The sequence below is a fragment of the Azospirillum sp. RU38E genome (assembly GCF_900188385.1).
Classification (GTDB): domain Bacteria; phylum Pseudomonadota; class Alphaproteobacteria; order Azospirillales; family Azospirillaceae; genus Niveispirillum.
Map to the genome: position 1 here is coordinate 75,648 of NZ_FZOI01000006.1, position 14,293 is coordinate 89,940.

Annotated in this window: 10 protein-coding genes; 4 read left to right on the forward strand and 6 right to left on the reverse strand. The window is 63.7% G+C overall.

What is annotated here, in order from left to right:
- Positions 1 to 11 precede the first annotated feature (11 nt).
- Positions 12 to 1,163: an aldose epimerase family protein gene (locus CHB97_RS12835; protein ID WP_211098331.1), complete on the reverse strand. Its 1,152-nt coding sequence runs from the start codon at positions 1,161 to 1,163 to the stop codon at positions 12 to 14.
- Between the two features lie 111 nt (positions 1,164 to 1,274).
- Here CHB97_RS12835 and CHB97_RS12840 point away from each other — a divergent pair, with 111 nt between their 5' ends.
- Together CHB97_RS12840 and CHB97_RS12845 are read left to right on the forward strand one after the other, a co-directional pair.
- Complete coding sequence (locus tag CHB97_RS12840; RefSeq protein WP_089288398.1) at positions 1,275 to 2,588, forward strand: sugar MFS transporter; 1,314 nt, start codon at positions 1,275 to 1,277, stop codon at positions 2,586 to 2,588.
- Between the two features lie 326 nt (positions 2,589 to 2,914).
- Complete coding sequence (locus CHB97_RS12845) at positions 2,915 to 4,495, forward strand: aldehyde dehydrogenase (NADP(+)) (protein ID WP_200819926.1); 1,581 nt, start codon at positions 2,915 to 2,917, stop codon at positions 4,493 to 4,495.
- On the opposite strand, the gene CHB97_RS25940 is transcribed toward CHB97_RS12845, so the two are convergent.
- The gene (locus CHB97_RS25940; protein ID WP_143270872.1) at positions 4,483 to 4,668 is read right to left on the reverse strand and encodes a hypothetical protein; all 186 of its coding nucleotides are present in this window, start codon (positions 4,666 to 4,668) and stop codon (positions 4,483 to 4,485) included. The two genes, CHB97_RS12845 and CHB97_RS25940, sit on opposite strands and share 13 nt — an antisense overlap.
- Before the next feature lie 11 nt (positions 4,669 to 4,679).
- Between CHB97_RS25940 and CHB97_RS12850 the strand changes: the two genes are divergently transcribed.
- Together CHB97_RS12850 and CHB97_RS12855 are read left to right on the forward strand one after the other, a co-directional pair.
- Positions 4,680 to 4,868: a hypothetical protein gene (locus CHB97_RS12850; protein ID WP_089288397.1), complete on the forward strand. Its 189-nt coding sequence runs from the start codon at positions 4,680 to 4,682 to the stop codon at positions 4,866 to 4,868.
- A 143-nt stretch (positions 4,869 to 5,011) separates the two neighbouring features.
- Positions 5,012 to 5,644: a glycosyl hydrolase 108 family protein gene (locus tag CHB97_RS12855; protein ID WP_089288396.1), complete on the forward strand. Its 633-nt coding sequence runs from the start codon at positions 5,012 to 5,014 to the stop codon at positions 5,642 to 5,644.
- Here the strand turns inward: CHB97_RS12855 and CHB97_RS12860 are convergent.
- The 4 genes from CHB97_RS12860 to CHB97_RS12875 form a co-directional block, all read right to left on the reverse strand.
- Positions 5,625 to 7,130, reverse strand: coding sequence for a tryptophan halogenase family protein (locus tag CHB97_RS12860; RefSeq protein WP_089288395.1), 1,506 nt, complete (start codon positions 7,128 to 7,130; stop codon positions 5,625 to 5,627). The genes CHB97_RS12855 and CHB97_RS12860 overlap by 20 nt on opposite strands.
- Positions 7,131 to 7,390: 260 nt before the next feature.
- Positions 7,391 to 8,818: a glycoside hydrolase family 125 protein gene (locus CHB97_RS12865; protein ID WP_200819927.1), complete on the reverse strand. Its 1,428-nt coding sequence runs from the start codon at positions 8,816 to 8,818 to the stop codon at positions 7,391 to 7,393.
- A gap of 313 nt (positions 8,819 to 9,131) precedes the next feature.
- Entirely contained in the window at positions 9,132 to 12,122 is a 2,991-nt protein-coding gene (locus CHB97_RS12870) for a TonB-dependent receptor (RefSeq protein ID WP_089288394.1), read from the reverse strand.
- 433 nt (positions 12,123 to 12,555) lie between these two features.
- Entirely contained in the window at positions 12,556 to 14,292 is a 1,737-nt protein-coding gene (locus CHB97_RS12875; protein ID WP_160105827.1) for a glycoside hydrolase, read from the reverse strand.
- Between the last annotated feature and the right edge of the window lies 1 nt (position 14,293).

Below are 14,293 nucleotides of genomic sequence, written 5' to 3' on the forward strand. Positions count from 1 at the left end.
GTCCTTCATTCTTACTGGGCAACGGACAGACGGAAACTCATTTCATGGCGATAGGGTTTCCCCGGATCGACACGGGCAGAGGTGAAAGCGGGCTGGTTGGGCGCATCGGGGAATTTCTGCGGTTCCAGGGCGATCCCATCGCTCATCCGGTACAGGTGCCCCTGCTTGCCCACCAGCGTGCCATCCAGGAAATTGCCGGTATAGACCTGGATGCCGGGCTGGGTCGAGTAGACCTCCAGCACGCGGCCGCTATCCAGGTCTTCCAAACGGGCAGTCAATTTCTGCTTCGGCGTCAGCCCGCTATCGATAGCGAAATTATGGTCATAGCCGCGACCGGCGACAATCTGCGGGTCGGTGCCGTCGCGTAACCCATCGCTCAGCACCCGCCCCTTGCGGAAGTCAAACACCGTGCCTTCCACCGGCTTCAGCTCCCCGGTCGGGATCAGCGCCGCATTGACGGGGGTATAGTGGGCGGCCGGCAGCGTCAGCTTGTGCCGCAGGATGCCCAGCGGGCTGCCCTCACCGGCCAGATTAAAGATGGCATGGTTGGTCATATTGACGATGGTCGGCTTGTCGGTCGCCGCCTCATAGGTCATGGACAGAACATTGTTCTCATCCAGCGCATAGGTGGTTTTCACCGACAGGGTGCCGGGATAGCCCTGATCGCCATCCGGGCTGGTCAGGGTCAGGGCGACCGATGCCGTTTCCCCCTGGCGGATATCGGCCACCTGCCAGTTATGCTTGTCGAACCCCTTCACCCCGCCATGCAGCGAATTCTGCTTGTCGTTCTGGGTCAGCTGATAGGTCTTGCCATCCAGGGTGAAGCGCCCGCCGGCAATCCGGTTGGCATAGCGGCCCACCGTGATGCCGAAATAATTCGGCGTCTCCACATAGGGTTTCAGCGTGTCATGGCCCAACACGATATCCGCCACCGCTCCCGTCCGGTCCGGCGCCTTCAGCGCCTGCAATGTCGCACCATAAGTCAAAATGGTAGCGCTCACACCCTTATTATTGATAAGGGTGATCGCCTCCACCTTGGTGCCGTCGGGCAGCTCGCCAAACGGCGCGCGGCTGGCGCTGGCGGCGAGTGCGGCGGAGGAGGCCAGCAGGCTGGTGGCACACAGGGCGGCAACAAGGGCGGGACGGAGATGCTTCCGGGGCAAGATCGGGGTTCCTTCCTTTTGAAACGATGCGCCGTTGACCGGCTCGCTTTCTGCCAGCTATATACTCATACAAAATAGAATGGAAGCCATCCCGAGAGGAAACACCCCAAGATGCCTCCAGCCCCGATTTCCAAGCCCGGCGCCGGCCATGCGGCTGTCGCTGCCGTGGTCGACAATTATCGCCCCGTGCTGGCCCTGCTGGCCAGCCTGTTCTTCATCTGGGGCTTCATCACCGTTATCAACAACACGCTGCTGCCGCATTTACGCAGTGTTTTTGACCTGACCTATGCGCAGACGACGCTGATCGAGTCGGTCTGGTTCATCGCCTATCTGGTGGCCTCGGTCCCCTCGGCCAAGCTGATTGAACGGATCGGTTACCGCCGCGCCATGGTGGCGGGGCTGCTGACCATGGCGTTCGGGTCGTTGATGATGATCCCGGCGGCGCGCATCCCGTCTTATGAAGTGACGCTGGTGGCTTTGTTCATCGTGGCGGCGGGCATTGCCCTGCTGCAGGTGGCGGCCAATCCCTATGTTGCCGTGGTCGGCCCGCCGGAAACGGCGTCTTCGCGGCTTAATCTGGTGCAGGCGTGCAATTCCGCTGGCACCACGCTGGCCCCGCTGTTCGGCGGCTATCTGATCCTGGGCCGGTCGACCGGCGGCACGGCGGAAGCCGGCGCCACGCTGACGGCGGCCGAACGGCTGGCCGATGCCCAGTCGGTGCAACTGCCCTATCTGATCGTGGCGGCGGTGCTGCTGGTGCTGGCCTTTGTCATCGCCCGTTCCCGCCTGCCCGATATCAGCGCCACGGCGCGCCGGACCGATGCGGAAGAACGCAAGAAACATTCGCTGTGGAAACACCGTAATCTGGTGTTCGGTGTGCCGGCGATCTTCATCTATCTGATTGCCGAGATCGGTGTGGCCAACCTGTTCATCAATTTCATCAGCCAGCCGGATATTGCCGGCGTCACCCATGAAGAAGGTTCCACCTATCTGTTCCTGCTCTGGGGCGGGATGATGGTGGGCCGCCTGGGTGGTGGCTATCTGATGCGCTGGATCAAGGCGGAAAACCTGCTGGCCGTGGCCTCCATCGGGGCGTTCCTGGTGATGATGGCCGCCGTGCTGCTGGATGGGCCGGTGGCCATGTGGGCGCTGATCAGCGTCGGCCTGTTCCATTCCATCATGTTCCCCACCATCTTTACCCTTGGCATTCGCGGCCTGGGGCCGTTGACGGAAGAGGGCGCAGGCCTGCTGATCATGGCGATCGGTGGCGGCGCGCTGGTCTATTTCCAAGGGATGCTGGCCGATGCCTATGGGCTGCAGACCTCATTCCTGCTGACGGCGGCGTGTGAGCTGTATGTGTTGTTCTATGCCCTGTGGGGTGCCAAGCCGACGGCGGCCATCGAAAGCGGTCATCGGTTGGATTGAGGGTGGTTTTTTGAGATAGGCCCCCCGGTCATCGGGGGGGCTATTTGGTCATGCCGGTGGAGTCATAGGCACTAAGATGTTGGTTTTGCCCAACATTGCCTTCCCCGCGAAAGCGGGGATCCAGGGGCCAGGGGCGCTACGATGTGGTTCCTGTGGCCCCTGGATCCCCGCTTTCGCGGGGAAGGCACGTAGAGTGTCCATGGCCAAAGTAGCGCCTATGAAGCTGTATCAGGGGCACGGCCCCCCCCAACCGCCTGAACGGTAACAGGCCCTTGTTATAATGCCCATGCGGGTATGGTACCCGCCGGAGCGGAGGTGAGTGCGAGATGAGTGTGATCGACGGCAGCATCCTGATCGGTGCAAAGCAGACCCAGGCCAAGGCCCGGTTCCAGGCCCTGAACCCCGCCACGGGCGAGGTGATCGGCCCCGATTTCTCCGAGGCCGATGCCGGCCATGTGGCGGAGGCCTGCGCCCTGGCGGCTGCCGCCTTCCCCGCCTTCTCCACCCTGTCACTGGAAGCCCGCGCCGCGTTTCTGGAGGATGTGGCCGCCCGCATCCTGGATATTGGCGATGATCTGATCGTCCGCGCCATGGCCGAATCCGGCCTGCCCCGCCCGCGCCTGGAAGGTGAACGGGGCCGCACCGTCGGCCAGTTGCGCCTGTTCGCCGCCGTGGTGCGCCAGGGTGACTGGCTGGATGCCACCATCGACCCCGCCCTGCCCGATCGTGCCCCCCTGCCCCGCCCGTTCCTGGCCCGCGTCAACCAGGCCATCGGCCCGGTCGCCGTGTTTGGTGCCAGCAACTTCCCGCTGGCCTTCTCCGTCGCCGGGGGTGACACCGCCTCGGCACTCGCCGCCGGCTGCCCGGTGGTGGTGAAGGGCCATCCGGCCCATCCCGGTACGGGCGAACTGGTGGCCCGCGCCATCGCCGCCGCCGTGGCCGCTGCCGGCCTGCATGAGGGTGTCTTCTCCTATCTGCCGGGCACCACCCAGGTTCTGGGCGGCTCACTGGTGGCGCATCCGCGCATCAAGGCCGTGGGTTTCACCGGCTCGCGCGCCGGCGGGCTGGCGCTGGCCGCCATTGCCGCCAAGCGCCCGGAACCCATTCCGGTCTATGCGGAGATGAGTTCGATCAACCCGGTGCTGCTGCTGCCGCACGCCGCCGCATCGCGCGGGGCCGATCTGGCCGCCGCCTTCATCGGCTCGCTGACCATGGGGTCGGGCCAGTTCTGCACTAACCCCGGTCTGGTGCTGGCGCTGGCCGGGCCGGAGACGGAGGCCTTCATCGCCGCCGCCGGGGAGCATCTCAACAAGGCCGCCGCCCAGGTAATGCTGTCCGGCGGCATCTGGCAGCATTATTGCGCCGGCGTCGACAAGCTGGAAAGCCACGAGGCTGTCACCCTGGTGGCACGCGGGCTGGCGGGCGAGGGCGTGAACCGGGGCCAGGCCGCCCTGTTCCGCACCGATGCCCAGCATTTCCTCTCTGATGAGGCGCTGGGGGCGGAAGTGTTCGGTTCCTCCTCCCTGGTCATTGTCTGCCGTGACAAGGCGGAGCTGGCCCAGGTGCTGGCCGGGCTGGAAGGCCAGTTGACCGCCACCATCCTGATGGATGCGGCCGATCAGCCACTGGCGGCCGAGTTCCTGCCCCTGCTGGCCGAGCGCGCCGGCCGCGTGCTGGCCAATGGCTGGCCGACGGGGGTGGAGGTTTGCCACGCCATGGTGCATGGCGGCCCCTTCCCCGCCACCAGCGACGCCCGCACCACCTCTGTCGGGGCGCTGGCCATCGACCGTTTCCTGCGCCCGGTCTGTTACCAGAACCTGCCCGACGCGCTGCTGCCGCCGGCCGTGCAGGCGGCCAACCCGTGGAAGATCACCCGCCGGGTTGATGGCGTGCGTCAGCCGGCCTGATCGGACGGACGGTTCTGCGCGCGGAATTGGGGGAAGGCGGTTGATCCGCCTTCCCCTTTTTTTGTTTCCGGCATAACAATTTTTGGAACCGTCATGGAATTTTCACCACCACTATTAATGGTATTTCCCATATGATAGCGGCGAAGGCCGACGGCCCATTGACCTGCCGCCAAGGAATTTCCCGATGACCGACACCAGCAATACCAATCCACCTGCCCCCAGCACTCAGGCCGCCCTGAATGCGGTGCAACAGGCGGTCGAGAATGCCGTGAACGCCGTACAGCAGCAGATTGAAAACCAGATTTCGAACGAGCAGAACGGCATCAAGAACGCCATCAACCAGAATAGTTCCAGCGACACGCCGGCCGGCTGAGGCGGGCCGGGTCCAGCGTCCCTGGCGGCAGAACGGCCTTACCAGTTCCAGGCCGCCGCCGCGCGGATGCAGGCAGCGGCCCGCGCCAAAATGGCGGAAGAGATCGGTGATAATCACACGAAGAAGCGGACGGAGTGAGGGCCATGTCTTTCCCAACCCCTGAACAAGCCTTTCAAACCGCCATCGCCCAATGGGAAGGGTTGTGGGAAGCCAACCCGGCCGACACCGGCAATTATGCCCATTGCCAAGCGGGCGGCACGAAGCTGATCGGCACCATGCGGGGCGTAACGCCCGATATCTATGGGGCCTGGATCAATGTTGATCCCTGCACGCTGACGGCCCAGCAGATGCAGCAGGATGTGACCCTGGAGGTGGCCGCCCAGATCGCCGTGAAGGATTATTACGAGCAGCCGGGCCTGAACAAGCTGGTCTGGAGCCCGCTGATTGCCATCACCATGGATTTTGGCTGGACCGCCGGCCCGTCACGCGCCATCAAAACCTTGCAGACCCTGGTCGGGGCCACCGCCGATGGGGTGCCGGGACCGGGTACGGCGGCGCAGGTCAACCAGTATATTGCGCAACATGGCGTCGCCGTTGCCTGCGACAACTATACCGGTCAGCGGGTCCAATATTATCTGTCGATCAGCCAGCCCGGCTCTGCGGATGCGCAATTCCGTCAGGGCTGGCTGAACCGGGCCAACTGGTTTTTATCCACCAACCCTTCGCCCTGCTGGTGGGATGCCTGGCGGGGCTGGCTCACCGGCCCTGCCAGCTGAACGGGCCATCCACCATGCTGGCATGGGTTGGCAACTGGTCGGCCGTGCGGGCGATCACCCGGCGCATGGCCTGCAAAATATCCGCCCGTTCGGCCGCCGGCACGGCATCGGCCAGCTGGTCGCGGCCCTGCGGGGTCACCCCCTGGCCCAGCAGCACGGCCAGCCAGCTGGGCTCGTGGAAAATATCCTCATCCCGGATGAACAGGCGGCCGGTGCGGCGGAACAGGCCGATGGCGTCTTTCAGGCTGTCGGGCTGGTCAATCGCCGCGCAATGCCGCCAAAACGGCGTGTCGTCGCGTTCGGTCTGGGCATAGTGCAGGATCAGGAAATCGCGCACCCGTTCAAATTCCGTCGCCATGCGACGGTTATATTCATCGCGTACAGCCGGATCGAAATCCCGGCCGGGGAACAGGTGGATCAGCTTGGTCACCGCACTCTGGATCAAATGCAGGCTGGTGGATTCCAGCGGTTCCAGAAAACCTGAGGCCAGCCCGATGGAGACCACATTGCCCTGCCAGGCCTGTTCCCGCCGCCCGGTGACAAAGCGCAACCGGCGCGGTTCGGCCAGGGGCTGCCCATCCAGATGGGCCAGCAGCGCATCTTCCGCCGCCTGATCATCGATGAAACCGCTGCAATAGACATGGCCATTGCCGGTGCGGTGCTGCAGCGGGATGCGCCATTGCCAGCCGGCATCGCGCGCGGTGGAGCGGGTGAACGGCGTCAACGGCTCCACCCGCGCACACGGCACGGCCACCGCCCGGTCGCAGGGCAGCCAGTGCCGCCAATCCAGATAGGGGGTCTGCATCACCTCCCCGATCAGCAGGGCGCGGAAACCGGTGCAATCCAGAAACAGATCACCGGCCACCACCCGCCCATCCGTCAGGTGCAGGGCGGTGACAAAGCCGCTTTCCGGGTCACGCGCCACATGGTCAATCATTCCCTCAATCCGGGTGACGCCATGGCCCTCTGCCAGTGTGCGCAGATGCGCGGCATAGAGACCGGCATCGAAATGATAGGCATAGCCATATGTCGCAAAGACCGATTGCCCCCCGTCCGGGGGCACGGCGAACCGGCCGGATGCCGCCGCCGCATGGGCCAGGGAATAGGCTGCCAGCGGCGTCTCATCGCCCATCGCCCTTGCCGCCAGCCACTGCTGATGAAACGGCACCAGCCCAAAATCATCGCCATAGCGGCCGAACGGGTGGAAATAACGGTGGCCCTGCCGCCACCAGTTCACAAACTCGATCCCCAGTTTGAAGGTGCCGCGCGTGGCCTTGACGAATTCCGTCTCATCCAGCCCGATCATGCGGTTAAAGGCCTGGATGGGCGGAATGGTCGCCTCCCCCACCCCCACGGTGCCAATCTCCTCGGACTCCACCAGGGTGATGGCGGTGCCGGTGCCGCGCAACTGCCGCACCAGGGCCGCCGCCGCCATCCACCCAGCACTGCCGCCGCCGGCGATGACGATGCGATATGGAAGGGTCATGGGGGAAACTCCGGGGGTGACGGTTTGACTGGGCGAGGTTGTGTACTTTGTGTGTAAGCGCTGACCTTGCCATTTGCCCAACAGTGCCTTCCCCGCGAAAGCGGGGATCCAGGGGCCAAGGGCACTCAAACGTGGTTCTGGTGGCCCCTGGGCCCCCGCTTTCGCGGGGGAGGCACGAAAGGTGAGAGAGGCAAGATCAGCGCCTATACGACGACGGTTGAAAGCCATTATCGCTTGCAGAGCAGAGCGATAACGCCCCCCTACCCCAGCAAATGCGGCTTGGTCTTCGCCACCTGCAGGATCAGTTCGCCAAACAGCCCATTGGCCCAGGCGAACCAATCGCGGGTGAATTTGGCCGGGTTATCCTTGTCGAACGCTTCATGCATGAAGCCGGTGCCGGCATGGGTGGCCTTCAGCGTGGCTAGGCATTTGGCAATCACCGCATCATCGCTGCTGGACAGCGCCCGCACGATCAGCGACATGGGCCAGACCTGCCCCTCGCCAATATGCGGGCCGCCGATGCCTTCCGCCGCCTTGCCCTGGAAGAACCAGGGGTTGGCGGGGCTCCACGCCGCATCCGCCGTGCGCCGCCACAGCGGATCATCCGCCTTCACACAGCCCAGCCAGGCCAGACCGGAGAGCGAGGGCACATTGGCATCATCCATGAAGACGGCATTGCCAAACCCATCCACCTCATAGGCCCAAACCTTGCGCCCGTCAGGCAGGCTCATGGTGCCATATTGGGCCAGCGCCTTTTCCACCTCATCCGCCAGGGCGGTGGCATCATTGGCCAGGGCCGCGTCACCGCGCGCGCCATTGGCCACCTGCGCCAACTCCCGCAGGGTGGTGACGGCGAACAGGTTGGCCGGGATGAACAGCGGGTAGAGGCAGGCATCATCCGACGGGCGGAAGGCCGAATGGATCAGCCCCACCTTGCGCGTCGGCAGGCCGATACCGGCCAGCAGCGTTTCCGACGGCTGCTGTGACGGGCGCTGGAAACTGTAGGGGCCGGGGCCATCCTTGCGCTGCTGTTCGCGGAAGGTGCGGACAATGGCGCGCGCACTCTCGGCCCAGGTGGCATCAAACGGGGTCTTGTCGCCCGTTTCCTGCCAATAACCATAGGCCAGCCGGATGGCGTAGCACAGGCTGTCGATCTCCCATTTGCGTTCAGCCACACCGGGCTTCATCTCCGTCTGGTCGGTCTGCGACCAGCGCAGGTTGGTGCGCGCCGTGGGGTCTTCCATGAAGGCGTTGGCATAGGGATCGATCAGGATCGACCGCGCCTGCCGCCCGATCAGCCCGCGGAACAGTTCCCCCAGTTTGGGGTCTTCGCGCACCAGATGCAGATAGGGCTTCACCTGCGCCGCAGAATCACGCAGCCACAGACAGGGAATGTCGCCGGTGATGACAAAGGCGTCGGGCTTGCCGTCCACCATCCCCATCTTCACCGTGGTATCCAGCGTGTTGGGATAGCAATTGGTGAACAGCCAGGCCAGTTCCGGGTCAGCGATCTTGGCGGCAACCCGCTTGATCTCCGCCTCCACCGCCTTGGAAACGAAATGCCGTTCCCCCACCGGGGGGCGCTTGCTGGCAAAGGCCGGGGTGGCCGCACGCACCGCCGGCCCCATCGCCGCCGTTGCCGCCAGGGCCACACCACCCGCCATCAGGGACCGCCTGTTCACCATCATCGTTCGTTTCCTCTGCCTGTTTTGTTGGTTGGGTAATGCGCTGGGCTGAAAATGAATAGTCGAAAAGGTCTAAAAAGAGCGACGCCACGGGGGAAGCTGTGCCGCCGCTTGGGAGTTTTGGGGGGGAAGTGGGGGGCTGGCATTGCAGCCCCCCTTAACCAATAGCGCCGACTTAAGCGCTTGCATCTCCGTGCCTCCCCCGCGGAAGCGGGGAAGGCATCCTTGCGCAAAGGACGAAGTCAGCGCCCACTCGTAAATTGAGCCCCCCAGGCGGCACCCCGTACCACCCAGGGGGAAACCCTTCACCCGCGCCTTAGAACTTCCAGGTCGTGCCCAGGTAAGCCCGGCGACCGGCGTAGGAGTTGGAGTAGAAGCGATCCTTGGTGTCGTTGCCCAGATGCGCCTTCTGTTCCGACTTGGTCAGGTTGATGACCGAGGCGGTGACGGTGACGTCATCCGTCAGGTTGAAGGTGGCATTCAGGTCGATCTGGTCATACGGCTCCTGATAGACATTCAGGCCGGAGACGATGCCGCCCACCACCGTGCCACGGCGGTTATAGGAGGCGCGGATCGAATACATCTCGTTCTCATAGAAGATCGAGGTGTTGATCTGCGTCTTGGCGCTGCCCACCAGCGGAGAGGAACCGACCTTCTGGCCTTCCAGCGTCACATCGGTGACCGAGGTGTCGTTGTAGGTGAAGTTGGCCAGGAAGCCGACGCCGATATCGAACGTATGCTGGGCATACAGCTCGATCCCCTGCGAGGTGGCATCCGACCCGTTGGCGTTGGTGGAATAGCCTTCCACCGTCACCGTCTTGCCATCGATCACGCGGGTGGTATCGATGACCAGCGGCACGATGAAATTGGCCACATCCTTGCGGAACAGGCCGACACCGACGACGGAGCCCTTGGAATAATACCATTCCACGCCGGCATCATATTGCCAGGCTTCGAACGGCTTCAGTTCCTTGTTGCCGCCCGAACCGGTCCAGCCTTCCCGCTCGCCAAACTGCTGGCGGTCGGCGGCATAGGCGGCGGAACGGTATTCCAGACGCTGCTGCGAACCCAGATCGCTGTAACCCGGACGGGCAATGACCTTGGAAACGGCACCACGCAGGATGATATCGTCCGTCACCTCATAGGCGGCGTTCAGGCTGGGCAGGAAGTCGGTATAGGTCTTGTCCTGGCTGGCCAGCACATTGACCTTGGTTTCCCGCTGATCCTGCGGCAGCGTGATCGGCAGACCCGGCGTACAGTCGGTGCGACCGGTATTGGGGCAGATGGCCGGCGCGCCGTTGGGGCCGTTCGCTCCATCCAGATAATAATCGTTGAAATAGGTGAAGCGGTCAGACGATTGGCCGCGCTGCTTGGTCTGGGCGATACGCACGCCCACATTGCCGCGCAGGCGATCCCAGCTGAAATTACCCTGCACGTAGCCGGACCAGATATCCTCGTTCACGTCATAGACGAAATCGGTTTCCTCGCGGCGCACCGGATCGCCATAGGTCTTGTTCAGATAGGCCAGGTAATTGTCGAAATTGATGCCGGGGAAGATATTGGCGTTGAAGCCGCCGGTAATATTCCCCATCGCCTGGGAATAGAAGAAGGACGGGTCGGCCACACCGCCGGCCGCCGTATCCTGATAGCGGAGCTGCTTCTCCTTGTCGGCGTACCACAGCGTGTTACCGGTCAGGCGATGCACCTTGGCGGTGCGGTACTTGGCACCGAACTGCACCGATTCCAGCACCGTATCATCAAAGCGACGGGTGAAATCGCTCTGGAAATAGGTCTGTTCCAGCGTGCTGTTCACCCAGGAACTGTCGGTCGAACCCGTATCGATCTGGGCAATGCCCTTCATCAGGTTCGCCTGAATGTCGGGCGAGAAATTCATGTTCAGATCGCCGGAGGAGAAATCCCAGCTGCTGACAAGATTGCCGTTGGTGCCACTGTTGGCCGAGGTCAGGCGCGGCTTGGCCGACATGCGGAACAGCATGGAGGGGCCGCCGGTGGCGCGGGTCTTGCCCACCTTCACGCTGGCATCGAACTTGTCGGTATTATAGTCGATATCGAAATCGAACGTGTTGGAAACGCTCTTTTCCTCGCTATAGATGCCGGAAAGCTGCGGCGTTTCCATGGTGCAGGGCGGGGAATTGAGGGAGCAGCCGCTGCCGCTCGGCACCTGGAATGTCGCCCCCTGGAAAATGGTGCCCGACGGGTCCAGCTTGGCCCCGGTGAAGAAATCACCATAGCCCCATTCCGGAATCTTCAGCAGATTCTGGGTGTAATTGCCTTCCAGCTCAAAGCGGAAATAATTGGCGGTCAGAGTCAGATCGTCGGTCGGGCGCCACTGGCCCGTGGCCTGCACACCCAGGCGGTCGCGGCGCTCTTCCTTGATGCCGGCATTGACCGATTGCGGTGTCCAGTAACCGGAATAATGCTTGCCGGACTTGTCCGTCGTGCCGCCGCCCCACCAGTAGGAGATGGCATCGTCGTTGGCATAGGGCTGCTTGTTAACGTCGGTGGCCGGCTGCTTGCTGCGGTCATCCGTCCACCAGCGCCAGCTTTCCGTGCTGGCTTCCATGGTGCGGGTGGTGCGGCGCTGCCAGGTGGCGCCCAGCAGCACACCATAGGTCTCGCTGGCATCCTTCCAGGACAGCATCCCGGAAACCTGCGGGTCGGCCTTCTTGGTCGTGTCACCATAGGTGCCTTCGACCGACAGGAAGTTGGACCCTTCCGGCAGTTCCAGCGGACGGCGGGTATGCAGCAGCACGGTACCGCCCACGCCACCTTCATCGATGCGCGCTTCCGGCGATTTGAACACCTCCACCTTGGAGATCATGTTCGACGGCAGCAGCACATAGTTAAAGGAACGCGACGGGTCTTCGCTGTCGGCCGAGGCGACATAATTGCCGTTCAGCTGGGTCAGCGTCAGGTCGGATTGCAGGCCGCGGATGGAAACCCGCTTGCCTTCGCCGCCATCGCGGCTGATCACGATGCCCGGCACGCGCTGCAGCGCGTCGGCCACGTTCTTGTCGGGGAACTTGCCGATATCTTCGGCATTGATCACGTCAACGAAGGCGTTGGCTTCGCGCTTGTCGCGCACGCTGGCTTCAATGGAGCCGCGGAAGCCGGTGACGATGATCTCTTCCAGCTGTTCGCCGCCGGACGTCACATCCTGCGCCTGGGCCACCCCGCCCAGGCCAGCCAGCAGCAGAACGCCGCCGCTGGCGCTGGCCAGCAGGCTGCGGTACCGGTGCTGACGCTTGCTCACACTCTCTTCATGGCGCGAATTGATTTTCGCCATCTTGATCTCCCTCCCACATCAAGCAGCGGGAGGCATTGCCCATCCCCCCGAATGTGCCCGTGTCGATTGCGATTTCACTGATTGCTTATGATTGGGGGCCAGCCCTTGGGGCCGATCCCACCTTGTTTGAACCGCACCAGATGTAATCGATTACATATTAGCCATTCCTTTCCGCCTGTCAAATGGTTTGTAGTGGTTTTGTGAAGGTTACAGGATGGGGTGGTTAAGGTTGGGTTGGGGGTGTTCTCTCAAGTCGTCTCGACTGCTAAAGCGCCAACATACAAACTGGCCTTTCCTGCCTCCCCCGCGAAAGCGGGGGTCCAGGGGCCGCCAGAAACACGCTTAAGTGCCTTTGGCCCCTGGTTCCCCGCTTTCGCGGGGAAGGCAGAGAAAGTGCATGTTTCAGTCTAGGCGCCTCTAAGCGAAAGCCCCCCTACCGTCCCTCCCCCACCCCACACCCCTCGTCCATCACCACCCGCCCCAGCGTCACCGGCTGGCCCGCCGCCCCCGGCAGCACCAGCGACAGCCGCCGTACCGTTCCCTGATCGGCCACACACCAGGCCCGCATCCGCCAGCCTTCCCCCTGTTCCAGCGGCAAATCCACCTGCCCGCCATCGGCCAGGGTCAACCGCAGCGCCGCCCCCGGCCCGGCGGCATCGGCGGCCACCCGCACCGACAGCGCGCCACGCGCCGGCAGATCCAGCAGATAAAGCGGGATTTCCACCTTGCCGCTGAAGGGCTGGGCCAACACCGCGCGCAGGGAATTTCCCCCCTGATAGGCGCGGTCGAAATCAAACCCGATGTCCAGCGCCGCCCCCGGTGTCCAGGCAAATTGCCAGGTGGGCAGCACATCCTGTGCGCCCATATCGTGCCACGCCCCGCCGACAACCCGGCCCCCCTCCGCCCGCAACCGCCCATGGCCGGTGCTGAAGCTGGTGGCAAAGGGCAGGCTGGTCACGCTGGATCGCGCCGGCACCAGGGCGGAGATGCCATCCCAACCGGCCCGATCCGTCACCGCCATATTGCCATCATCCCCGGCGAACAGTCTTTGTTCGGCGGCATAGAACCGCCCCACATCACGCGCATCGCTGGCAAAGCGGCTGAAGGCGGGGGCCTTCTCGTCCCCATCGAAATTGAAATTGAAGTTGGGCGCGAACAGGCCGATGGAGCCCAAAGCCTTGCCATCGGCCCCGCGCAGATCGCGCAGCCAATGATCATTGCGAAAGGCTGGCTGTTCCTTGCGGGCGGGCCACAGGTCGGCCCCGATGAACAGATCATAGCGCGACCGACCGATGGATTCCGCCAGGGCCGCCCCCTGGCGCAACCCCTCCCCCGTCCACCAGTAATTCAGGAACATGCCGTCGGCAGTACTGGCCGCCCCATCCTGCAGGAAGGGCAGGTTGCGCCGGTTCAGCGCGTTCTGCCAGCCGACCGCGCCATTATCCGGCAGCATCGCATCATACCAGTGGATTTCCTGATCCGCCGGCGCGATGGATTTCAGATAGCGCATGAAGGCCAAAACCTTGGCCGCCAGGGCTTTGGCCTGCGGGCTGGTGGGGCCGCGCACCAGTTTGCCATCCGGCCCCTTCACCTCATTCAACCCGGTTTCCTGGTTGATGAACCAGCCATCAAACCGGTAATGCCGGGCAATTTCCACCATGCGGTCCGCCGCTGGGAAACGGCCCTGCGCATCCTGTACCAGAAAGCTTTCCAGCGTTTCCGGCCCGCCGCCCCAGGCGACGGGGGCAAAGAACAGGGTGCCGATCACCTTCACCCCATGGCGGTGGGCCGCCTCCACCCAGGGCCGCGACGGGATGGCCAGCGGGGCCGCCGCATTGCCGGCGAACCAGGCCAGAATATCCACCTGCGGCCAATGGCTGAAGACATAGCGGTTGAAGGCACCATCGCTGGCCGCCCCCAGATTATCCATGCCATCGGGGGCCAGCATCACCCGCGCTGCCGGATCAAACCGGCCCGCCCGGTCCGGCTCCGCCGCCAGGTCGCTGAAGCGCCGGGCCAGCGGCACGGTCGATACATTACCCGCATCCGCCGGCGGCACCCAACCCAGCACATCGCCCACCGACAGCATCCGCTTTGCCTCTGCCGCCCCAACCGGGGCGGTCAGTGCCAGCGTGGCGGCAAGCGTGGTGATGGCCAGGCCCCGGTGCATC

What these genes read in the sequence shown, in the direction of transcription:
- CHB97_RS12850 (WP_089288397.1), top strand. Translation starts at nt 4,680, where the DNA reads ATGACCGACACCAGCAATACCAATCCACCTGCCCCCAGCACTCAGGCC.
- CHB97_RS12875 (WP_160105827.1), bottom strand. Translation starts at nt 14,292, where the DNA reads ATGCACCGGGGCCTGGCCATCACCACGCTTGCCGCCACGCTGGCACTG.
- CHB97_RS12860 (WP_089288395.1), bottom strand. Translation starts at nt 7,130, where the DNA reads ATGACCCTTCCATATCGCATCGTCATCGCCGGCGGCGGCAGTGCTGGG.
- CHB97_RS12845 (WP_200819926.1), top strand. Translation starts at nt 2,915, where the DNA reads ATGAGTGTGATCGACGGCAGCATCCTGATCGGTGCAAAGCAGACCCAG.
- CHB97_RS12870 (WP_089288394.1), bottom strand. Translation starts at nt 12,122, where the DNA reads ATGGCGAAAATCAATTCGCGCCATGAAGAGAGTGTGAGCAAGCGTCAG.
- CHB97_RS12865 (WP_200819927.1), bottom strand. Translation starts at nt 8,818, where the DNA reads ATGATGGTGAACAGGCGGTCCCTGATGGCGGGTGGTGTGGCCCTGGCG.
- CHB97_RS12855 (WP_089288396.1), top strand. Translation starts at nt 5,012, where the DNA reads ATGTCTTTCCCAACCCCTGAACAAGCCTTTCAAACCGCCATCGCCCAA.
- CHB97_RS12840 (WP_089288398.1), top strand. Translation starts at nt 1,275, where the DNA reads ATGCCTCCAGCCCCGATTTCCAAGCCCGGCGCCGGCCATGCGGCTGTC.